18 protein-coding genes are annotated in these 22,775 nt (G+C 47.8%); 9 read left to right on the top strand and 9 right to left on the bottom strand.

What is annotated here, in order from left to right; translation table 11 throughout:
* Positions 1-6: 6 nt before the first annotated feature.
* Positions 7-2,760, bottom strand: coding sequence for an endo alpha-1,4 polygalactosaminidase (locus tag ACSF8W_RS23055; protein ID WP_500849430.1), 2,754 nt, complete (start codon positions 2,758-2,760; stop codon positions 7-9).
* A 340-nt stretch (positions 2,761-3,100) separates the two neighbouring features.
* Between ACSF8W_RS23055 and rlmF the strand changes: the two genes are divergently transcribed.
* The gene (rlmF, locus tag ACSF8W_RS23050) at positions 3,101-4,147 is read left to right on the top strand and encodes a 23S rRNA (adenine(1618)-N(6))-methyltransferase RlmF (protein WP_500849429.1); all 1,047 of its coding nucleotides are present in this window, start codon (positions 3,101-3,103) and stop codon (positions 4,145-4,147) included.
* Positions 4,148-4,292: 145 nt separating this feature from the next.
* Here rlmF and ACSF8W_RS23045 read toward each other — a convergent pair whose 3' ends face one another.
* Positions 4,293-5,924, bottom strand: coding sequence for an electron transfer flavoprotein-ubiquinone oxidoreductase (locus ACSF8W_RS23045; RefSeq protein ID WP_500849441.1), 1,632 nt, complete (start codon positions 5,922-5,924; stop codon positions 4,293-4,295).
* Positions 5,925-6,069: 145 nt separating this feature from the next.
* Here ACSF8W_RS23045 and ACSF8W_RS23040 point away from each other — a divergent pair, with 145 nt between their 5' ends.
* Together ACSF8W_RS23040 and ACSF8W_RS23035 are read left to right on the top strand one after the other, a co-directional pair.
* Positions 6,070-6,846: an electron transfer flavoprotein subunit beta/FixA family protein gene (locus tag ACSF8W_RS23040; RefSeq protein WP_500849428.1), complete on the top strand. Its 777-nt coding sequence runs from the start codon at positions 6,070-6,072 to the stop codon at positions 6,844-6,846.
* Positions 6,846-7,817, top strand: coding sequence for an electron transfer flavoprotein subunit alpha/FixB family protein (locus tag ACSF8W_RS23035; protein ID WP_500849427.1), 972 nt, complete (start codon positions 6,846-6,848; stop codon positions 7,815-7,817). Before ACSF8W_RS23040 ends, ACSF8W_RS23035 begins: the two co-directional genes overlap by 1 nt.
* A gap of 38 nt (positions 7,818-7,855) precedes the next feature.
* Here the strand turns inward: ACSF8W_RS23035 and ACSF8W_RS23030 are convergent, their stop codons facing one another.
* Positions 7,856-8,815, bottom strand: coding sequence for a LysR substrate-binding domain-containing protein (locus tag ACSF8W_RS23030; RefSeq protein ID WP_500849426.1), 960 nt, complete (start codon positions 8,813-8,815; stop codon positions 7,856-7,858).
* Positions 8,816-8,967: 152 nt separating this feature from the next.
* Between ACSF8W_RS23030 and ACSF8W_RS23025 the strand changes: the two genes are divergently transcribed.
* Entirely contained in the window at positions 8,968-10,371 is a 1,404-nt protein-coding gene (locus tag ACSF8W_RS23025) for an MATE family efflux transporter (protein ID WP_500849425.1), read from the top strand.
* Positions 10,372-10,520: 149 nt separating this feature from the next.
* On the opposite strand, the gene ACSF8W_RS23020 is transcribed toward ACSF8W_RS23025, so the two are convergent.
* Entirely contained in the window at positions 10,521-10,931 is a 411-nt protein-coding gene (locus ACSF8W_RS23020; RefSeq protein WP_428477386.1) for an SPOR domain-containing protein, read from the bottom strand.
* Positions 10,932-12,022: 1,091 nt separating this feature from the next.
* Here ACSF8W_RS23020 and ACSF8W_RS23015 point away from each other — a divergent pair.
* Positions 12,023-15,577: an Ig-like domain-containing protein gene (locus ACSF8W_RS23015; protein WP_500849424.1), complete on the top strand. Its 3,555-nt coding sequence runs from the start codon at positions 12,023-12,025 to the stop codon at positions 15,575-15,577.
* A 105-nt stretch (positions 15,578-15,682) separates the two neighbouring features.
* On the opposite strand, the gene ACSF8W_RS23010 is transcribed toward ACSF8W_RS23015, so the two are convergent.
* Positions 15,683-16,216 carry a dihydrofolate reductase family protein gene (locus tag ACSF8W_RS23010; RefSeq protein ID WP_500849423.1) on the bottom strand — a complete coding sequence of 178 codons (534 nt, stop codon included), beginning with the start codon at positions 16,214-16,216 and terminating at the stop codon, positions 15,683-15,685.
* Positions 16,217-16,310: 94 nt separating this feature from the next.
* Here ACSF8W_RS23010 and ACSF8W_RS23005 point away from each other — a divergent pair, with 94 nt between their 5' ends.
* Complete coding sequence (locus ACSF8W_RS23005) at positions 16,311-16,904, top strand: TetR/AcrR family transcriptional regulator (RefSeq protein WP_500849422.1); 594 nt, start codon at positions 16,311-16,313, stop codon at positions 16,902-16,904.
* A gap of 47 nt (positions 16,905-16,951) precedes the next feature.
* Here the strand turns inward: ACSF8W_RS23005 and ACSF8W_RS23000 are convergent, their stop codons facing one another.
* Positions 16,952-18,208, bottom strand: a complete 1,257-nt coding sequence (locus tag ACSF8W_RS23000) for a sugar efflux transporter (RefSeq protein ID WP_500849421.1) — start codon at positions 18,206-18,208, stop codon at positions 16,952-16,954.
* Positions 18,209-18,408: 200 nt separating this feature from the next.
* Here ACSF8W_RS23000 and ACSF8W_RS22995 point away from each other — a divergent pair, with 200 nt between their 5' ends.
* The 3 genes from ACSF8W_RS22995 (at position 18,409) to ACSF8W_RS22985 (ending at position 20,842) form a co-directional block, all read left to right on the top strand.
* The gene (locus tag ACSF8W_RS22995) at positions 18,409-19,308 is read left to right on the top strand and encodes a helix-turn-helix domain-containing protein (RefSeq protein WP_500849420.1); all 900 of its coding nucleotides are present in this window, start codon (positions 18,409-18,411) and stop codon (positions 19,306-19,308) included.
* Between the two features lie 200 nt (positions 19,309-19,508).
* Positions 19,509-20,405, top strand: a complete 897-nt coding sequence (locus ACSF8W_RS22990) for an alpha/beta hydrolase (RefSeq protein WP_500849419.1) — start codon at positions 19,509-19,511, stop codon at positions 20,403-20,405.
* A gap of 251 nt (positions 20,406-20,656) precedes the next feature.
* Entirely contained in the window at positions 20,657-20,842 is a 186-nt protein-coding gene (locus ACSF8W_RS22985; RefSeq protein ID WP_500849418.1) for a hypothetical protein, read from the top strand.
* Between the two features lie 96 nt (positions 20,843-20,938).
* On the opposite strand, the gene ACSF8W_RS22980 is transcribed toward ACSF8W_RS22985, so the two are convergent.
* From ACSF8W_RS22980 to ACSF8W_RS22970, 3 genes are all read right to left on the bottom strand, one after another.
* Positions 20,939-21,901, bottom strand: coding sequence for a YeiH family protein (locus ACSF8W_RS22980; RefSeq protein WP_500849417.1), 963 nt, complete (start codon positions 21,899-21,901; stop codon positions 20,939-20,941).
* 198 nt (positions 21,902-22,099) lie between these two features.
* Positions 22,100-22,423: a YdbL family probable chaperone protein gene (locus ACSF8W_RS22975; protein ID WP_500849416.1), complete on the bottom strand. Its 324-nt coding sequence runs from the start codon at positions 22,421-22,423 to the stop codon at positions 22,100-22,102.
* An 18-nt stretch (positions 22,424-22,441) separates the two neighbouring features.
* Entirely contained in the window at positions 22,442-22,678 is a 237-nt protein-coding gene (locus ACSF8W_RS22970; RefSeq protein WP_500849415.1) for a YnbE family lipoprotein, read from the bottom strand.
* Between the last annotated feature and the right edge of the window lie 97 nt (positions 22,679-22,775).

Raw genomic sequence — 22,775 nt, 5'->3', positions numbered from 1 at the left:
GATCGATTAGCTTGCTGTGCAGCGTAGCGTTCCTGATATCAAACCTGTCTTTGGTGTGGTAATTGTCGCCGATGGCGGCTGTTGTTTGGATTGATGTCGACCGTGCTTTATCGTGACGTTGTCACCTGATTGACGGCGGCACTGACTGACACCTGCAATCGTCATTTTAAGTGGCATATGGGTCTTCACGGCCCATCTGATGGTGTCTCCTTGTTGCTGCCATTTCACCAGTTGACCATTGGCGCTTTGTAGGCGGATACCCGCCGTCGGTTGCGGTGTCGTACGTAGTTGTGTGCGGGGTGAGGTCAGAATGAGATAACGACCATCAGGGCCTGTATTCCAGCCTGCAATCTGGCTTCCGTTCGAGGGGTAGCCTAATGATTCGGGTAATCGAATGCTCTTGATGCCTGAAGAGGTAATTAACCAATCCCCATCCAGCGTTTTGGCTATGCCTGTCTCATAGAGGGTGCGCGCCCGTTTGGCGTATTCACTGAGATACAGTGCTGTCGCATCTTGCTTGAGTGCCCAATCGTAAACGTGTTTCAGGCCTTTGACCGATGCCGGATAAGCACCTGAGTACATGTGGTAATAAATGGAAATGGTTTTCAGACGGCGAGGACTGCCTAATATTTCAAAGGTTTCAACGGCACGGCCGTAACCATCATGATGCTCTGTCCATAAATTAGTATAGAGGTTTTCATTCAATACAGGGGCGTAGACTTGAACGGCATCGGGGTACCAGACGATGGTGGCAGAGACTTGGGTGAAATTATTGTTGCCTCTGACCACATAGGTGTTGCCCCCATTAACGTTCAATAGGTTGGCATTTTCTGCAATTTTTAGAATCTGTTCGGTTGGGTCGGCTTTACCTGACCATAGGATCAATTCGACCTTTTTGCCTTTGGGGGCGAGTTCTCTATTGATGTAGTTCGCGGTCGTGATGATTTCATTGTCGTAGTCGACGGTATAACCGGGGATCGGTAAATGGTCACCGTATTGCTTTTTCTTCACAGAGATAGAGTGATCCCAAAAAAACGGGTGGCTAAAGGTATGGGAAGCGATCTCCACGTTGGGTAATTTGAAAATGTCTCTGGCGATTTGCTCCATGGCGGGGCTTTGTGCTGGATACAATCCCCGTTTACCAATCTCACCTTCAATGATTGACACGGTTTGCGGCAGGGCGTAGTGACTGAAAATATGATCCAGTAACACTTTCGCCGTATAGGGTTTCCCCGGAAACCAACCCTTCGACGGGAAACCATCGCCATCAATGTGCGCGGTTAAGATTCGGAGTCCGGATTCTGTGGTGGCATCGGCGGCGGGGATCGGCGGTAAGCGCAGGGTTTCATCTAATAGTCGGAACGGGTCAACAATCCATGTTTCGGTATCATTGGCCAAACTCAAGACAGGAAATGGCGATAAAATGGCACCGCCCCAAGGGGCTTTAAACAGGGTTGTCGCCGTTTTCCCACTGTCATCTGCGAACGTGATCAAAGAGGTGACGCCAAGCCGGTTAGGCGCATAGGCTTGATGGGGCTCAAAGCGGCTGAATGAAGGGGGATAGTGGTTTTTCGTCCAATCGAGTCCTGTTTGCTGGGTGATAGTGCCACTGAGGTCGCCAACGGATTGGATCCCCATTTTATTTAGCAAACTTTGGTCGTTGGGCAGGGCATTCATGAACAATACGGGGCGTTGTCCTAATACCGATGCTAACCATGCTTGAACGGCGGGCACCTGCTGATAGGTTTTTTCTTCCAACCAAAGGGCGATACCGGCGTAGCGACTCAGGTCGATGTTGGCGAAATCAGTGGTACGAATATCTTTACATTCAGGGACGTACCCGGCGTATTCGATAGGCATGGCCAACATTCGGTGACACTGTGACGTTGTGAAGGTGTCGAGTTGACCATCATAAAAGCCTAAAACCCGTTTTGCGATGGGGACGACCGTGCTGACACCGAATTCATACAGCATGCCATCGCTGATGTACGGGGTGTAACCGTCTTTGATTAATCGCTTGGCGGCTTTTTCTTGTTTGGGGCGTTCAGAGGCAGGAATGTAGTCAATCACAATGGCTTCTATGCCCAGCGCTTTGACGGCTTGTAATCGATCGGTCAGCCAAGCACGATCGGACGCAGGCACGGTGTGGTAGCGTTTTTTGATCGGGTCGTAACTGTGATACAGCGATTCGGCCACAACCGCATTAGGCTTAAAATTCAGTTGCGACAGCACCTCAAAGCCGCGGTTGAAGATCAATGTGGGTTGTGATGGCGCTTGATGCAGTGCGGTTAATAATGCGGTTAAACCGGTTTGCTGCGTTTTGAGTGCTTCAGGGGTTTTGGCGAACAAGGTGTAGCTATCGAGCGTATCGAGAAAAATGCCGTCAAAGCCCTTACTCATGATGCGTTGTGTTTGGGTTAGCAGATAGTCACGCCACGCGGGGACGGTCACATCCATCACATGACTGTTCCAGTTCGCATTTTTTAGCGGTGAGTGTGCTTGCAAAGACGCAGGTAAGGTTTCACCGTCGTATTCGCCAGCACTGAGATAGGCAAACACTTGGGTATTGGCTTGGTGTAGGGTGTGTATCTGTTTGGCTGTGATGAGATCGGGGGTGACGACCACACGGTCATAATTCATTAACTCACGGACGGAGTCGATGTGATTATAATAAAAAGCAATCGACTGACCTTGGCCTGCGGCGATCGGTAGGCTAATCATGAGCATCCAGAAAGTAAGCATGCGCTTTATGTATATCATGATATTTTTCCCGAATCATTTATCTTCCATAGGGATTTATTGTTAACTTGTTATATTAAATAGTAAATACAAGTGCTTAAAAAAGACGGTTTTTTGTTAAAAAAGGAAGACCTGTGTGGCATAAATCTGGCGATGGTGATGAAAAATCGAGCATTGACGAGGGGTTAGGATGATTTTTCAACGCGTTGTCTGTACCACGCCATCTTGCCAAAAGGGGGCTTATTGCCTGATGTCGTTAACCGACGGATTTTTGTACTGAATAAAGCCCGTGAGTCGAGTAAGATAGCGGTCGTTTTGCTGCCTGTTGTTGGGGCAGCGTTTTGATAATAGTGATGAAGCAATGACAAACAAGCAATCAGCAACCACTGCGAAGAAAGGGCTCCACCCGCGTAATCCACACCGTGATCGTTATGACTTCGATGCGCTGATCAAAAGCTGTCCGGCGTTGGCCCCTTTTGTGGCAGAAAACCGCTTTGGTAACCGCTCTGTTGATTTCAACAATCCAGAAGCCGTGAAAACGCTGAACCGTGCGCTGTTGAGTCACTATTACCAAGTGCAATTTTGGGATATTCCTGCGGGTTTCTTGTGTCCGCCGATCCCTGGTCGTGCCGATTACATTCACCACTTAGCGGATTTGCTCGCGTCTTCTAACGAAGGGGTGGTACCTACCGGCAAGCAAGTGCGTGGATTGGATATTGGTGCTGGCGCAAACTGTGTGTATCCGATTGTCGGTCATCGTGCGTATGGCTGGCGCTTTGTCGCTTCAGACATTGATCCGATCTCGGTTAAATTTGCAAAATTCATCGCTGACTCTAACCCATCGCTGGTGGGAAATATTCAATGCCGTTTGCAGAAGAATCCTGACCACATTTTCACCGGTATGATTAATCGTGATGATGTGTTTGATTTCACCGTGTGTAACCCACCGTTCCATGCGTCTTTGGAAGAGGCAATGGCGGGTAATGAGCGCAAAGTGAAAAACTTAGCGGTGAATGCACAGAAGAAAAATGCCTTCATTAAGCCGGGTAAAGGCAAAGGGGCGCCACGTCCCGATCAGCAGGCTTTAGCGGCTGACAAGCAAGCCTCTTCTGCCCTGAACTTTGGTGGTCAGAAAGCAGAGCTTTGGTGCCCTGGCGGCGAGGTGGCGTTCATCCGCCGTATGATTAAGCAGAGTGTCGATTTTGCGGGCCAGTGTTTGTGGTTCACGACGTTGGTATCCAAGAAAGAGAACCTGCCAGCAATTTACAACCAGTTGAAGCAAGTGGGTGCGGTGGAAGTGAAAACCATCGACATGGCGCAAGGCCAGAAGCAAACCCGTATTGTTGCGTGGAGTTTCTTGTCTGCGGAGCAGCATGCTGAATGGCGTGAAGACCGCTGGTTTAAATAACATCATCAGCAATGTCATCAGCGTTCCTTGAGAACGGTGAATGGTGAACAATGTGAATGAAAAGGGAGCAGTATGACTGCTCCCTTTTTGTATTCTGCATTTCGTGTTTCGTGTTTCGTGTCTTGTGTTTAATGTGTTAATCCCGCTACATATTGGGGTAGCACGGGCCGCCACCGCCTTCGGGCGTTACCCATGTAATGTTTTGTGATGGATCTTTGATGTCACAGGTTTTGCAATGGATGCAATTAGCCGCATTGATCTGAAATTTTTTCTCCCCATCGACATTGACCACCTCATACACTCCCGCAGGGCAATAGCGTTGGCTGGGTTCATCGAATTGGTGCAGATGCGATGTGATGGGTAAACGAGGGTCGCTCAGTAACAAATGGCAGGGCTGATTTTCCTCATGCTGAGTGCCTGACAAATACACTGACGACAGCTTATCAAAACTGAGGATGCCATCGGGTTTTGGGTACGGGATTGGTTGGTGGCGGGAAATTGGCTGTAAACACGCGTGATCCGGTTTATTGTCTTTCAGCGTCCAGCGAAACCATTTACTTAACCAATTTTGCTCCAAGGTCGCCATTGCGCCCCCGAACACATTACCGAACTTGTGGATTTCGGCGCCGAAATTGCGGGTGAGGTGTAACTCTTCATACAGCCACGACTCTTTAAACCAGCGATCGTAACTGGGAATTGTTTGTATTCGCCCGTGGGCGATTTCCTCAAAGACGGCTTCAGCCGCTAACATGCCGGATTTCATTGCGGTGTGGCAGCCTTTAATCTTCGCCATGTTGAGTGTCCCAGCATCGCAACCGATCAAAACCCCACCGGGAAATTGTTGGCGCGGCAACGACGATAAACCGCCTTTGGCTATGGCGCGTGCGCCGTAGGCAATGCGCGTTCCCCCTTTGAGGCATTCGGCAAACAGCGGGTGATGCTTCATTTGCTGAAATTCATCAAAGGGGCTGAGGTAGGGATGGTGGTAATTCAAATCCACAATCAAGCCCACCGCTACTTGCTGATTGTCCAGATGATATAAAAAGCTGCCGCCATGAGTATCAGACTCACTGAGCGGCCAGCCGACACCGTGCACAACGCGGCCTGGGGAGTGTTGTTCTTTGGGCACTTCCCATAACTCTTTCAAGCCCAACGCATAGTGTTGCGGTTGTTTGCCGCTGTCTAAATGAAACTCTTTGATCAGTTTTTTGCCCAAGTTCCCCCGCGCACCTTCGGCGAAGATGGTGTATTTCGCCTGCAAATCAACGCCTGCTGCAAATCCGGCTTTAGGTTGACCGTGTTTATCCCGTCCCATGTCTTGCGTTGCCACACCACAAACCATGCCTTTTTGATCGTACAAGATGTCGCTAGCGGGGAAGCCAGGGAAGATTTCCACGCCTAATGCTTCTGCCTGCTGACCCAACCAGCGGCACAGGTTTGCCAGACTGATAATGAAGTTACCGATGTTATCAAGGGTATTGGGCAGAAAAGGCGGCTCTAACGTCAGTGAGTTGTATTGATTGGTCAGATAACAGAACACTTCTTCGTGAACCGCAAGGTGCAAAGGGGCATCCATGCGCTCCCAGTCAGGAAATAATTCATCCAATGCGCGGTGCTCAAACAGTGCACCCGAAAGAATGTGCGCACCGACTTCTGCGCCTTTTTCGACAACACAGACACTGAGAGGTTGGTTGTGTTCATTGGCCAGTTGTTTGAGTCGGCATGCCGCGGATAAACCCGCCGGACCAGCACCGACAATGACAACATCAAAGGCCATACTTTCTCGGGTTGATGCTGAATCCATGATTGCCTCCCATCTTGCGAACCTCATTGATCGCTATGGTTAAAATATAGTCCAGTTGACGTAAACGTAAACTCAACTAGGCTCAAAGTGATGTGCGAAGATTCACAAGGAGAAGCGTGTGAAAGTACTTGTTGCGATAAAACGCGTCATCGACCCTTACGTGAAAGTCAGGGTAAAAAAAGATGGCTCTGGGGTTGAAACCGCTAATGTCAAAATGGCCATCAATCCCTTTTGTGAAATAGCAGTGGAAGAGGCCATACGTTTAAAAGAAGCCGGTCATGCCAGTGAGGTCATTGTCGTGAGTGCCGGTGAACAAACTTGCCAAGAACAGTTGCGCGGGGCACTTGCCCTGGGGGCAGACCGAGCCATTCATATTGACACCCTACCTGAACTGGAACCCTTGACCGTTGCGAAGTTACTGCAGGCGGTGATTGCACAAGAATCTCCACAATTGGTCCTGCTGGGTAAGCAAGCGATTGATAGTGATAATAACCAAGTCGCACAAATGTTATCGGCACTGACTCAGTACGCGCAAGGGACGTTTATCTCTCAATTGAAGGTTAAGCAATCTTCAGCTGATCAGGTTGAAAGAGGGAGAGAGGTTGAAATAGTGAGAGAAGTGGATGGTGGCTTGGAAACCTTATCACTGTCGCTACCGGCTATTTTGAGTACCGATCTGCGTTTGAATGTCCCGCGCTATGCCACCTTACCCAATATTATGAAAGCCAAAGCCAAACCGCTTGCGGTGATCACACCTGAAGCGTTGGGTGTTTCTGTGACCACGTCACAAACCGTGCTTGAGATCATGACGCCACCGGTGCGAGAGGCGGGTGAAAAGGTCGCTTCTGTCGATGCGTTGGTCGATAAGTTGAAGAACAAGGAAAAGGTGATCTAATGGCGATATTGTTGATTGCAGAACATGACAATACACACATGTCGGTGGATACCTTGAAAGCTTTGTCAGCGGCCAAAGTGCTGGCAACATACGGTGAAGAGCGTGATATCGACCTGCTGATTATCGGCGAACAATGCCAAGCGGTTGCTGAACAAGCGCGGCATATGCCTGTGATAAGGCGGGTGTTGGTGGCAGATGACGCTGAGTATGCCCATCAACTGGCGGAAAACGTGTCTGCATTGATCGTGACGCTGTCACACCATTATTCTCATGTTTTGATGGCGGCGACCACGTTGGGGAAAAATGTGTTGCCCCGTGTGGCGGCTTTATTGGATGTCGGCATGCTGTCTGATGTAATCGCGATTGAAAGTGACGATACGGTGGTGCGACCCATTTATGCGGGTAATGCGCTGGCGCGTGTTCAATCGTCGGATCCGATCAAGGTGATCACAGTGCGTAGTGCTGCGTTTGATGCGGTGAGCTTGGCGGATGCACCGGTCGAGGGCATCGAGCTAGTGACGGTGGATGCGACGGTTGCGAATACTGATACTAAGACCACAGCCACGTTTATCGACAAGGTTTCTGCCGTCAGCGAACGGCCTGAATTGTCTGCGGCACGGGTAGTGGTGTCAGGCGGGCGGGGTGTCGGCAGCAAAGAGCAATTTGCCCTTATTGAGCAATTGGCCGATCAACTCGGTGGTGCCGTGGGGGCTTCACGTGCGGCGGTGGATGCGGGTTTTGTGGCGAACGATAAACAAGTTGGGCAGACCGGTAAAATCGTTGCGCCCGATCTGTATATCGCGGTGGGGATCTCCGGGGCAATTCAGCATGTGGCCGGCATGAAAGACGCCAAGGTCATTGTCGCTATTAACAGTGATCCCGAGGCACCGATTTTTGAGATTGCTGATTACGGGCTGGTGGGCGACTTGTTTGAGGTGCTCCCCGCGCTGATCTCTGCACTCAAGGCGTGACGTTACATTACGACGTCACGCTCTTCTCAAGCACAGCGTTACTCGATAATGTGCCAGCCGCGTTGATCTGCAAGGGCAAACAGCGCGGTTTTATCCCGTTCTTGCTCTGCCATCATCCAATCGACAAACTGTGTGACGGCGTCACTTTGAATGGTGGAGTGATAGTAATATTGCCAGCACGTATTCGCGATAATGGTCCCGTGCTGCGGCAAATGTAAATACGCTTCATTCAGCTCATGCACCACCAGCATTAAATCCGTCATGGTGACGCCTTGACCGGCAAAACAGGAGGTCAGCGCCATATCGAGCGTGTTGAACGTGATCCCACGGTGGTTGACTGCTTCTTTTCGTTGATTACACGACAACCAGGTTTTCCAGTCGCTTTGATCTGGCGTTGGGTGCAAGCGCGGATAAGTCAGTAGTTCATCGACGGACAGTGTTTTGTGGCTGTGGGTCAGCAACTGCGAATACACCGGTGCGAGGTACTCTTTACGAATGAAATGCTGCTGATAGCGGCTCTTTTGATCCGTCTTCATGTTGTAGATAGCGACATCATAATCATCATCTTCCAACCGCAATTCTTCACTGTTATGCCCCATGCTGGATGACACTACAATGTCTAACTCGGGATAGCGTTCTTTAAATGAATGCAGTCGGGGGATCAACCAGCGTACCGCAAAGCTCATCGCCATTTTGACGCGCAGCGTTTGGGTTTGTTGTGCCTTCAATTGCTGAATTTGGTGGTTTAACTCGGAATATTGACGGGTCAAGATCAGCGCAATTTCCTTCCCTTCATTGGACAGTTCTAACGCGCGGTGATGACGAATAAATAAGGCAAAACCGAGATGATCTTCCAATTGGCGGATCTGTCTGCTGACGGCGCTTTGGGTGACATTTAGTTCATTGGCAGCCAAGGTGAAGCTCAAATGTCGTGCGGCCGATTCAAACACCTTCAAGCCATTGAGTGAAGGGGGTAATAAACTGTGTCTTCTTTTCATGACTGGCCCGTTCAATTCCTGTTAAATCGTTCTTTGCATGAGTTTTAGGAATGCAAAGATACTATAAATGTTGTTTGAAAGACATGCTGAATGCGCCTACATTAGCGGAATAAAATTTGGGGTGATAATGCCCTGTTTTCGCAAGGTGAAAAATGAAAAAGTTGATCAGCTTAGCTGTACCACTCATTGTTTCTCAGCTGGTCGGCCAATTATTAGTGTTTACTGATGTCTGGATGATGGCCAAGTTGAGCATTCTGTCGATTGCCGGTGGCGGATTAGGGGCCGCGGTGTATTCCATCATCTTCATGGTGGCGGGGAGTACCGTAGGCTGTGTCGCCAACTTGATTGCCATTGCTTACGGCAAAGCCGAAACTGATCCACAAGGTGGGCAGGCGGAAATCAGTACCTCGCTGAAAAGCGGTGTATTGTTGGCTGTGGTTCTCACATTAGCGTTGCAACCTTTATTTTATTTAATGCCGCATTTATTGCACGCTGCCGATCAAGACCCTCACGCTGTGACCATGGCGATGGAATATGTGGATGCCTTAAAATGGACCATGTTGCCGACATTGATGCTACTGGTACTGCGTAGCCTCGTCAGTGCGTTTGGTGATACCCGTTCAGTGATGGTGATGTCCCTGATCACGGTTGTCCTTAATGTGCCGCTGAGTTATTTCTTTGCATTCCAGTTGGACATGGGGTTGGCCGGATTGGGCTACGGCACGGCACTGGCCAGTGCAACAGTGATGATCGGTTACGGTTTTTGGGTATTCAGTCGCCCCAAATACCGCCCCTATCAGCCTTTTTCGCATTGGCATGAATACAAGCTTGGGATCTTAACACCGCTATTAGCGATAGGGGTGCCGATCATGATCGCGACCATGCTAGAGCATGCCTTATTTTCCAGTGCAGCGTTGTTGGCGGGTACCTTGGGTGCTGTGTCATTGGCGATTCACCAAATTGCATTACAGTGTTTGAACTTATCGTGGAATATCGCGTTTGGCTTCTCGCAAGCGGCGTCTATTTTGGTCAGTCAACATGTGGGGCGTAAAGAGCCAGCATTAGTGAAGCATTATGCCAAACTGGGTTTGATCCTGGTCACGGCCACCAGTGCACTGATTGGTTTGGCGGTGAGTGTGGATCCCGAGTTTTTAACCACGGTATTCAGTGTGGAAGGGGATGCGTTAGCGTCTGATTTGGTCAGCGCATTACCAGGCGTGATGGTGATGGTTGCCATGTGCTTTGTGGTCGATGCTTGGCAGTTGGCTGCTATCAGTATTTTGCGTGGAATGAAGGTGGTAAAAGCGCCGACAATCACCACGGCGATTGGTTACTGGATGATTGGTTTGCCGTCAGCGTGGTTCCTTATGCACAGCATGGGATTACGCGGTATTTGGGCGGGCTTAGGCATCGGTCTTGGCGCGACAGGCTTAATGCTGTTGGTTATTTTGATCCGCGCATTACGTCAGTTGGAAATGCCAACAGGGGCAACGCCTCCGGATGCAAACAATCCGCACAATGATCCGAAAGACGAGACGATTGTTATCACGGCGTGATGCTATCGTATATGCTCCAACAAAAACGGTGCCCAAGGGCACCGTTTTTTATTTCTGTTTCCAGCCGCTATACATGACTGACGCATGACTTGTGTGTGACTTGGGTATTACGCATGGCATGCAAGTGTGGCAGGCACAGTGTGTGAGTCTTAGCGCAAGCGGAAGACATCCGTTTGTTTATCGGCCTGCACATCGGCAAAGCTACGGATGAACGGTCCTTGCTGGCGAACGTCAGCAGGCAATTGCTCAATCATCATTTTGGCTTGATCTTTTGTTTCGAAGTCACCATAAATCACGGCGTACCAGTTGTAACCTTGGCTACGTTTCCAGTTTACCCAGATTGGATCTTGCCCCTGAATACCGTGAATGTATTGCTTCACATCAGCTTGACGCTCTTCTTTAAGCGCGAGTACCTGCACGGTGAAATGGTTGGGGTTAAGGTGGCCATATGCTTCTTGTGTTGTCATGGCGCCAATGCACTGGCTGTCAGTGTGAATGGTTTCTGTTGTTGAACAACCAGCTAACAGTAGCAGGCCAACCAATGCAAAAATCTTTTGCATGAAAACTCCTAAATGAAAACGTGAAACGGTGCGTTTGTTATGTGAAAACGGATATATGCTAACTGTTATCTAAAACCGCATGTATCTACAAACCGCATGAGCAAAGGGATGGATACCGTTCACCCATGCCGGTTTATGTGTTGCCAATAGTTATTAAGTCTATCAATTAAGCGGTAAGATTGATGCTCTTAAATAGTATATCGGTGCGTATTCGACGAAATTGACAGCATATCACGCTTAAAAAAACGCCATATATTCGCGCTGCCCATGTATTTCAGTGTTCTTACGCGATGGTGTATGGTCAACAGGCACTATTTTAGCGTCGAAACCGACATCTGTATATACATACAGTGCTCATTAAGCATGGCTCGGCGGATAGCAAGTTAGCCGTTGTTGCCGATAGCTGTGTCGTCAATTTTGAGCAAATTTTAACTCAACAAGAAGTGCGCTTTTCCTACAATACGAGAGAATTTATGTATCTGATAAACAGCATATTTCTTAGTTGAGGTGATCTGAGCCTAAAAGTTCAACCAAATACTTCTATCAACATCATCATGGTTGAGGGCATATTTATAAAATCCACTGCGAGTGATATCAAAATACACAGGTAAGTGACGGCATTGGCAGTTGCAGAGTCGCGAGACGACGAGAGTCATTGTTGATGGTGTTGTTTTTATAAGTTGATGATTTACTGATAATTATAATCTGTTTGATTTATTTGTAATTTAAGTGGTAATTACTTGCTGTTTATGTTGTCAGAATTTATTGTCGGACAAAAATGTCTTATTTTTCGTGTGTTATTTTACACCTTGAGTTCGTTATGTGTGGTCGTTATTCTGCGCCGTAAATAGAAAAGGATAATAAATCTGCTTCCTCGCTATGTAGATTGACCTTATAGCTTAATGCTAAAGCTTAATTTGTGGCTGAGTAATATTGATTGACTTCTGTTTTATTTACTTATTTTAAGTTGGCTAATTTGCGCTATACCCTGTTTGACAATAACAAGCGTTTAAAAAATAACGTTTGAATGAGAACAATAGGATGAAATGGCGTGTTGTAATTTCGTTATGCATATATATCAAGGAGAATAAATGTATAAGCATACTCTGATGAGTGTTCCGCTTATTGTCATGTTGACGGCATGTGGTTCAGATAATGATGATGTTATTGATAAAACAACGGAAACATTCAATGACATTACCTTTAGCGGTGTTGTCTATAATGGCGCCATGGCAAACACGACAGTGGCAATTTACGCCGGCACCAGCCTGTTGGCCACGGTAGATACGGACGACAACGGCCAATATTCCGTTAACGCTTCTATCTCTGAAACAGACTTTGCTCAAATTAAAGATCAGCCGGTCACTTATCATGCTACGCGTAATGATATTATTTTGTATCAATATGCCGGTATTAGCCTAGCCGAAGCCTTTGCCAGCGAAAATAACAAAACGCTTATTTCAAATTTCTCTACGGTTGAATATGTTTTAGCGGATGCTAACCATGATAATTATGTCACTAAGAAAGAGTGGAATAATTATCAGGCTGTCGACCGTGATGTGGCTGAGCTATTGGTTGTACGTCATGGTGTTGGCTTGAAATCCGTGATTGATCACTCTGCCTCTATGGCTGGGTTTGATAATAGTACGGTTTGGCTACGTGCATTATTAGCTGATGCGAATTGGGAAGAGTGGTATACGCAAAATATCACGCCTTATCAAACGGCGTGGGATGCTTTATTTGCGGACACGTGGTTTATTGACCAAGAATCTTACCGCTTCCGTGATCTTCCTGCGTGGCAATCACAATACGATTACGTGGTGATGCCTGGAACAGTATTGCCAGTGATTGAAAACATGGTGATCACGGGTGTACCAAGCCGCGTACGTTTGGGCGATGTTATCACACCAACAGTACAGGCCGTTTGGTCAAATGAAACCAGCACGGATATCAGTGCGCTTTCAACCTTTAGTGTCAGTCCGTCAGATGCCGTAGAGGTTGTGGATGGTCAGTTGCGCGTTGCCGCATTGGGTACCATCACGCTAACGGCTGACTTTAACGGTAAGATCGCGAAAGTCACGTTTATCTCGAGCGCAGAAGCGTTGCTTGAATCCATTACGTTGTCAGACATTGGTGACACCGTGATGGTGGGCGATAAGCTTTCACCGGTGGTTAACGCTCTATGGTCTGACGAAAGCAACACCAACGTGACACCGTCTGTGTCATGGACGGCGTCGCCTGCCGATGCCATTGTTGTTACCGACGGTCTACCACAAATTGTTAAAGCGGGTGAGGTTGAACTGACCGCCCATTACCAAGGTGCCACCTCGTCGGTGACCTTCAATGCAGCGGAAGCGGTGTTAACCTCACTGCGTTTAGCGTCAGACAGCACTGAGCAATACCTTAATGATTACGTCTCTGTGATTGCCGAAGGTGTGAACGAGAACGGCTTTGCATTGGACGTGAGCGATCAAGTTGAGTGGGTATCAAGCAATGCAGCGGTATTGGAATCGCTAGAGAACGGTCAGTTCTTGGCGAAAGGCGTGGGTGTGGCAACACTGTCTGCCTCGCTGGGTGAGATTGCGGCTGAGCAAGCGTTCACCGTTGTCGCGAAGCTGGTCAATGTCAGCATTAACCTGCCAAATGGTACGATTTCACGCGAAGAAACCGTACAACTAAGCCTAAATGCTGAATTCAATGACGGCAGCGTGACTGCCATCACTGACGATATTGTCTGGGCAAGTTTGAACCCAGAATACCTGACCATTGATGAAAACGGCGTTGCCGTGGGCGTCTTGGAAGGTACCGCGCAAGTTACTGCGACGTACAATGGTGTGACGCTAGAAGATACGGTTCACGTCATTGCACCGCGCATTGTGTCATCAACGCCTCGCTTTGAAGATGGTATGTTGATCGTAAAAGAAGGTGAGTCAATTGGTTATGGCTTTACCTTCACCCGTTCAAATGGGGTTCAGCACGTCTTTGAAGCATCAGCGGATGAAACCGATTTCGAAGCGTATGGCTTACGCAAGCTTCAAGATGCTTCTGGTATCCAGATTGCTGAAATGGATAAAGACGCGGACTTGATCCATGGTGTACGTGCTGGTCAAGATGTCTTGTCGATTGATGATGTACCGCCAGCACTGCAAAATATCCTTGTAGAAATTGGTGCAATTGATACCGCTTACGATAGCAAGCGCAAAGTACAAATTAACGTCAACGTTATTGATAACGACGATGTGTACCAGTGGCACCGTGTCACTGCGCAAGCACCAGCGGGTGATTCTGCGACCATGGTACAAGCCATTCAGAGCGGCAATGTTCTTTACCGTTTCTGGACAGTTGAAGGTGCCGAGCAAGACGGTTTGTATGTGACGCAAGTGACAGCGGCGGGTGAGTCTACGCCTGTGTTTGTTATGGCTGCGTCAGATAAAGAGTTGGCGAACAACCAAATTATCCATGAAAGCAACGGCTATGTGTTGTTGGTAACGTCAACGGACAGCGATAATCCACACAGTGGTGACACTGTTAGCTACCGTTACAACCTTGCCGATGGGACGTTAACGGCTGTGAATATGACAGGTACGGGTTATCCGGACGATGAGTTTAACTTCTCTTCCGATAGCTTTGCGTTCTCACCAAACGGTGATTTTGTGTCTATTCGTAGCTATAGCTATACCAATACCGCCACGGCTTACGTGTATGACTTTGCTACCGAAGCATGGACAATAAAAGGTGAAATGGAAGGCGCACGTATTCAAACACCGTCTAACACACAGAAAATTACTGTGTTGAACACGAAAAACATGGACTCGTCGTCTAGCGGTTACGTCGCACCGATGCTCAGTGAGTTTGATTTAGAAACGCACGCTATTGTGACGCAAGAATTGACTATCCCGGGTGATGCAGAGTTCTACTGTCGTAGCGTTGATACATTCAGCCTTGCGGCGGCGGATAACCTGCGTGATTCAGCGGCCGGTTGTATGATTGCACGTAAAGGATCATGGGACGGGATTGGCTACTGGTTATGGGATTCTGTGGCTGAGTTGCCAAAAGTTCACCTGTTTACGGATGGTGTCGTGACTTCTACCAGTGATGTATACGGTGTAGCCGCACGTAAACCGGATGGCCATGTGGTATTCAGTGCAGCCCGTATCGTGAATGGCGCTCGTGAAAGCGTATTTGACGTGGCAGAAATTGTCGATGTTGAAATTGAAGGCATCATTGAGCAGCACGTTCGCCATCAGCGTTTCAACCAAAACGGTGAAACACTGATTGGTAACCACAGTCCGAAAACGCGCATGATGGACGGAAACCAGTTCTTGATTGAAAATGCGAATGTACCTAATGAGGTGTTTGCCGTTTTCAACCAAGGTACCGCGGTGCGTAATGAGCACGGTGTATGGGAAAGTAATAAGTACATGTATCAACTGCCTAAGAAGGTTGATAACGGTACCAAGTTCTACCACCTGGGTGATACGTTCATCGTGAGCCCTGAAGATCATTACAATGCTGATTACTGGTTCCTGCAATTGCGTGACCCAGAAGATGAAGAAGTGGTTGATCCGGTGCTTCCTGAGCCACCAGTAGAACCTACGCCTCCCGTAGAGCCAACACCACCTGTTGAGCCTGCACCAGAAGTGTAAGTGAACCGACGGCTATCTTGAACAACCGATCAGGATGCTAACGGCAACAAACAAAAGGGCTACTTCGGTAGCCCTTTTTGTGTCTGGTATCTTATCAATACGGTATTAACGTTGACGAACAAAGTGGTTCTGCACGATGGCGTTCAAGAAGGTTTCGCTTTTCTCTAAGCCAAAATGCAGAGGGGAAGCGAGTTCACCAAAGAGCGATGAACCGCCACCTAACAGAACGGGAATCGTTGTGATGATCAATTCGTCAATCATGTCGGCTTGTAAGAAATGCTGAATCGTCACGCCACCATCAATGTAAAGATCATGAAAACCCTTGTCATGCAATGCCGGTAAAATCTCAGACACATCGCCTTTCATCAGAAAGATTTTATCTTCATACCCTGCGGGTACAGATGTCATTGTATTGCTCAACACACACACCGGCTTGCTGTAGGGCCAGTCGCAACCAAAGCTCATGACGATATCAAACGTATTTCGTCCCATCACAAGCGCATCGACGCGATCCATCAGCGCACCAAACCCCATGTCGTTTCTGTCTGGATTGGGAATGGCGTGTAGCCAGTCAATGTTGCCGTGTTGATCGGCAATGTAGCCATCTAAGCTCGTTGCAATAAAAACAATGTTAGACATCTTAACTCCAAAGATTGGACGGACTTGCATTCGTCGGGGGATTAATACAAAATTCTACACTGTAGAATTTATTGAAGTGTAGCGAGGGTGAGAAATGTCTGTCAAGGATAAAAAGCGGGGGCGGCCGAGTGGCAAGCAGGCACCATTAAATGCGGAACATATTTTGGCGACGGCGAAAGGTTTGATGCAGCCGGAAGGGAAAATGCCGAGTATTCGCCAATTGGCCAGTGCGTTGAATGTGGATGCGATGGCGATTTATCACTACTTCAACAACAAACAGGCCTTACAAGTGGCGATTTGTGTGTCGTTGATTGAAGAGATATACCAACCCGATACGCAGCAAGACATGACACGTGTGAAAGGTGAGCATTGGCAAACCGCATTGCATGCATTATGCCGCAGCTATCTCACGTTACTGACGACGTATCCCGGTTTGCTCAACACGTTTTTAAGTTTACCGGATGGCGGGCCTGCGAACGTATTCATTACGCGTTTTGAATACATCATCGCACCCTTGGCGTTGAGTGAGGCTCAAGCCAAGGATGCGTTACACTTGCTGGTGGATTTCCTGCACGGCTTTGCCCATGCGCACTATTGCAACCAAGAGGCCGGGGCATTGAGCCTCGATATGATGGATGGCCCTTTTACTCTGTATTGTGCAGGGCTGGCACATTTATCGGGAAACTGATTTATTTCGTTGAAGATGGACCAGGCAACGATGACCAGACAACAGGCTTAACGCGTTGATGGTACGGCGGCGATGCGTTCTGCTCTTCGTTCTGACACAATCAAATAGGTCAGAATCGCAAGGGATAACGAGACGCTGGTCAAGCTCACATAAAAGGCACCAAAATAACTGAACAGTTCGCCCACCACGCCAATCGATAAACTGGCCATCAGGGTACTGATTTGCAACAGGCTGGAAAACAGCGTTGAGGCGGTACCCAGTCGGTGTTTCATCATGTCTTGCATCGCGACCATGCCGAGCGTTGCGGTCAGGCCAATGAAAATACCATTGAAAACTTGCAGTGCCATGAAGCCGCCTAAGTGGGAGAGGTTAATCATCCCGATATAGAACAGACAGCCACTGATTAATCCGACACTCAGTACCCGTAACGTGCCAAAGCGGTGCGCCAGTTTACCGGCATTCATCATAATAGGAATTTCACAAAAGGCAGCCAGCCCAAACAGAATACCCACCCATTGTGTGCCGATCATTAACTCTTGTGATAAGTACAACGGCATCACCGTAATGTAGAGATTGCTGGCCGCAAACATTAACACCACTGCGGCGGAAAAGATCACAATACGCTTATTCAATACACGTTGCGGGACGGACTCTGATGTGTCGAGTGCTGTATTCGTTGGCGCTGTTTGCGGGTCGTCCACGCCATCCGCTTCATCACTCTTCGTCTGGGCTGGACTTTGTGTCGTGTCTGGAATGCAAAAGATCGTGATCACAATGGTCAATGCAGTGACGAGCCCTGCGACCAGAAACGAGGCACTAAAGCCAAACGCGCTTTTGAGCATAAAGGCCAGCGGTGGACCAAAGACCCAGGCAATCGCAATGCCTGCCCGCATGATGCCAAGAAACGATGCGCTATCTTCTAAGTGGCGATCGGCAAATTCACGACCAAGTGCAAACAGTTGGCCAAAAATGGCCCCACTGAGGCTGCCAAACACCATGGCCACCGCCACCGCCAAATAATAATCACGGATCACCGAGAAACTGACCACGGTGACCAAATAACAAGAGAGCGCGATTAATAAAATGTGTTTACGGCGCCAGTTTTTATCAGACTGAATGGCAATATATTGTGAAACAACCACAGATGCACACACGGAGAGCACCATATAGCCACTGAGCATCGCGGGGCTTGCGCCTAATCCCTCGATAATGAACAAACTTGATAACGGGTAGAAAAAAGACCCGCATAAGCCGGACACGAACGCCGTGAAAATAAATAGCCACGCTGTTTTGTTTTTAAACATTCTCTTTCCTTGATCCTTCCTAGATACCTGAAACGACGTCTGGCCAGACACGTGAAAACAGCGTTAGTCTATCCAATTCTCATGGGGTTGATTGATGCGATTCCACCGACTACTGATACTTTTCTATCAATCATAGGTTCACTTTTGACAGAGGTTGATTATATCGATACCTTGCTCTGGATGAACAGGGAGTAAGATCAATGAAACCATCGATAGAAAATGTACTTAGCAATGCGGATTTTAATTGGATGGTTAAGCAGTACCATTGCAAAGTGAAAAAGGAAGCGTTCACCTGTTCATGGCACTACCATGCAGAATATGAACTTGTTCTGTATCGCGATCCTAATAGTGTGTTGAATGCGCGCTATTTTGCGGGTGATAGCGTCGGACAGATAAAGCATAACAGTTTGTTACTGTACGGGCCGGGGTTACCGCACATGCTCACCGGCGCAATCAATGGCGAGGTAGAGCAGGGCCATTATTCGATCATCTTATGGTTTCGTCATCAATGGATTGAAGCGCTGCAATATGCCATGCCTGAGTTGAATGTACTGAAATGCCTGCTTCAACGTTCTGCGTATGGATTACAGTTCAGTGAGCAGACGGCAGAACAGGTTTACCTACTCCTTAACGATATCGGTCGCTTAGACCCTCACCATCAATTGCTTCAGGTGCTACGTGCGCTGACGCTGTTATCGGACGATCAACAAGCGGCGACCTTGTCGGTGAACCCTTATGGTTTTCAAAAAAATGGGTTTCAAAATATTAGTGATGATGAATCGATCAAACGGGTCGATCAAGCCCGCAAGTACATTGAGGATCATTACGCAAAGCCAGTCAAAATCCGCGATTTATGTGAATACCTTCATATGAGTGAAAGCTCGGCATATCGCTTGTTTGAACGGCACTTCCAAGAAAGTTTTTCCGATCACCTTAAACGATTTAGAGTCGGGAAGTCGTGTGAGTTACTGGTGAATAGCCGATTACCGGTCTCTATCATTGCTGAGCGCAGCGGCTTTAATAATCTCTCTAACTTTAACCGCCATTTTAAAACGGTAAAAGGGATCACACCTTCTGTCTTTCGGGCACAATTTAAATAAATGTGTGGTTTTTATAACCTGAATGCAGAGAACATCCTTTCGCTATTACCTGATACGGCAATGATGTGTTAATGATAAAGTATGCAACAAGGCTGACAATTAGTTGGTTTCAGTCGCGAAAAAAGAGATTCATAGGTGAGTTGAGTCGATGAACTCCGTAATATTAATAGATATTACTCAATCACTTAGGTTTTCCACTCATGGATTTTTCTGCTTTACGTCGCGGGGCGATATCCGGTGCGCTGATGTTGGTGTTGTCTGGTTGTAGTTCAACCGTCCAAACGGATGATTTATTAACACATAAAATTAGCCATCCATTACAGGTGGAAAAATACCAAACCGCAGACTGGTATAAACCGAGTAAGCATGAACTGGACGCTTTGAGTATCATTCACCCTGATGGCTTTATCAGTAAGGGTGTGCGTTTAACCGTAGAAGGTAGCCAGAATACCGTGATCTATTTTGGTGGCTCACCATTTCGTGATGGCGAAAATGACGTTGATATCATGGGGCAGTTTGCCTTCTTAGGCTTGAACGTCATCATGTTTAAAAATCGCGGCATCGACAGTCACGGTACATGGCCTTCACTGACACAATTGAAGCAAGATGCCAAATCCGTGTTTGAGTACAGCAAGAAAAACTATAAGAATGAGTTTCTGATTGTACACGGTACGGCGATGAGCAGCTTCTTGGTAGCAGAAATCGCGAAAGAGCAGCAATTGAATGTGAATGCCGTGGTACTTGAAGGGGCCGTCACGACCGTTGAGGAACTGACAGCGGTTAAAAATCGCTTTCCGTGGTTACCGAAAAGTTGGTTACCCGAAGCCTTTAAGCACAACGTGTCGATGTCAGATTCATTGGAGCAGCTTGATAACTATGAATTGCTGACAGCCTTTGATGGCCCAGTGCTGTTATTAGCCGCAGAAGACGATGACATGGTGCCGGTTGAGTTACCTCAGAATCTGTATAACGCGTTGCCGGGTATTAAAAAGTCGCTGACCGTGGTTCCAAATGCGGATGAAAATGATCTTTTATTGCATGATGACTCTTTAGCGGCTTACACCATGTTTGTGCGCAAATATGGATGGGAAGAATAAGTCGCAATAACCCCCTCGGTAAATGCTGATTTTTATACCTCTCTTCAATAAAAAGGCGGAATTTGTCCGCTTTTTTATTACCTGAAAGCCCCTTGGTTATATCAAACCGATAAACCGCCTTCCTTCCGTTATAACTAAACTCTCTGTCATAGAGAGAAAGCGAATTTCTGACGCTGTGCATTTCGTTAATAATCATAAGAAGCAGAAAGAAAAACGAGAAGAAAGCGTTCAATCAGGGGGGAGGAATACGTATGTTGTTATGGATAGCGATTGTGATCAGTATGCTGGTGGCATCATTGATGACATCGGGGATCACGAGTGCAATTTTAGATTTTACCGCCTTTTTGATTCTCTTGATCGTTGGCGTGCGCCGCGCGACCGGACAACCGGTTTCACCGTCATGCAATGCGTCTGATTCTACGAAATATAAACTGTAATCCTGCCTCGTGCATTGTCATTTCCCGAAATAGCAGAACCAGAAATAAAAGAAACCAGGCACTTGGCCTGGTTTCTTTATTTACGCTATGGTCTGGTTAGCTCTGCCACAAAATATAGGCGAGCGACCCCCCACCAATACTGAACCACAGCAGTACACCTAAGAGTAATGGTTGAAAACCGGCTGCCCGCATTTTCTGGATGGTGATCCCTGAACCGATCAGGAACAAGCACACCACCAACAGACGTTTAGATGCCGCAAAGACCATGTCATAGAACAGCTGTAGATCAGGCAAGAAGTGTGCAATCAAAATAGCCACGCAGTAAAAAAGAATAAAAAATGGAACGCTGATTTTCTTGTTATCGCCTTTAAACAAGACGGCACTCAAAAAGGCAATGGGGATGATCCACAGCGCACGTGCCAGTTTCAGGGTTGTCGCTGTTTTTAACGCTTCGTCACCGTAAGCACCCGCGGCACCCACCACGGAAGAGGTATCATGAATGGCAATCGCCGCCCACGTGCCAAAAGCGTGTTGGCTCATTTCAAAAAAGTGGCCGATGATCGGGAACACAAATAACGCGATTGCATTCAGCACAAATACCGTCCCCAGCGCAATAGACGTTTGATCATCACGGGCATTGATTGCCGGTGCAACGGCCGCAATGGCGCTGCCGCCACAAATCGCGGTGCCAGAGGCGATCAGGTGACCGGTTTTTTGCTCAATCTTCAATAGTCGCGTTAATACAAAGCCCAGTATTAAGGTGCAGAAGATGGACGCGACGATCAACCCAAAGCCTTCTTTGCTGGCGCTGATGGCTTGATCTAAATGGATCCCAAACCCTAACCCGATAATGGAATAGGAGAGCAGCTTTTTCGTTAAGGCGGCCAGATTAAACTGGGTAGGAACAAGCCCGAGCGTGGCAAGGCTGAATCCCATCACTAAAGCAATTGGTGAGCTGATAAAGGGTAATAAACAAAGGAGTGCAACGCCGTAAAACAACCAATCGGTTTTCCGCGCAGGGTGGAAAAGTTGGTTAAAAAGAGAATGTCGTGTCGTCATCGTGTCATCAGTAGACAAAAGGGAAAGAAAAGGAACGCAATTATAAGGCCAATGATAGTTAAGTCAGAGTTGAATAAATTGATGCTAGGGTTAAAAAAATCTGAACATAATCAAAGCAGAGCAGAATGAACGCTGAACGGGGCTAGCGGGGGATTTGAATGTCGGCGAAGAGGCATGCAGGCTAGAAATCCCGCCTTGTTATTTCCTCACCCATTTTCCGGAAGGGTCTTGATAGTAATGGCCACGGGCGGTCCGTTCTACCGCTTTTTTATAGGCAAGATGGCCGACTTCTCTCACGCTCAGCCCATGAGACACCGCGATTTGTTTGAACTTGGCATTGCGACGTTGATTCACGTCAGCGACTAACGCCCGCACGGTTTGAGAGGGCGTGGCGGTAATCGGAGCAATCAAGCCGGTGCTGGCTTCACCCACCAAGCCTTGGCTTTTAGCTTGTTGGAGATCAAGCGCAAACGCGCTGCAAGACATGAACACGGCAATGAAAAAGAGCAGTAATCGTTTCATGGCAAACTCCTTGCCCAGTTAGAAGACGTCATCGTCACTGAATAACTCGTCAATTTCCTTATCAACTTTGATTCGAATCTCATGTTCTATTTTTATATTCAAGTTTACTTCAATCGGTTTATCCGAGGCAGTGACCTGAACCGTTGGTGTACACCCCAATAAATTGCTACAGAGCAGAAGCAGTAACAGCCAGAGCACCGGCAGGTACGCCGTGAGGTAAGTCGGTATGTAAGACAGCTTAAGTTGAATATCCATGAGCTACAACCTTCAATGAGCACGCCATGCGCAGACAACAGGTGCATTACACCCAGTGATCAGCATGTCCATACCCAGCGATATCGTTATCATTGTC

This window comes from Photobacterium sp. 270122K (assembly GCF_059941365.1).
Note: the sequence above shows the minus strand (reverse complement) of the source record. Positions and strands in the feature narration are given on the sequence as shown.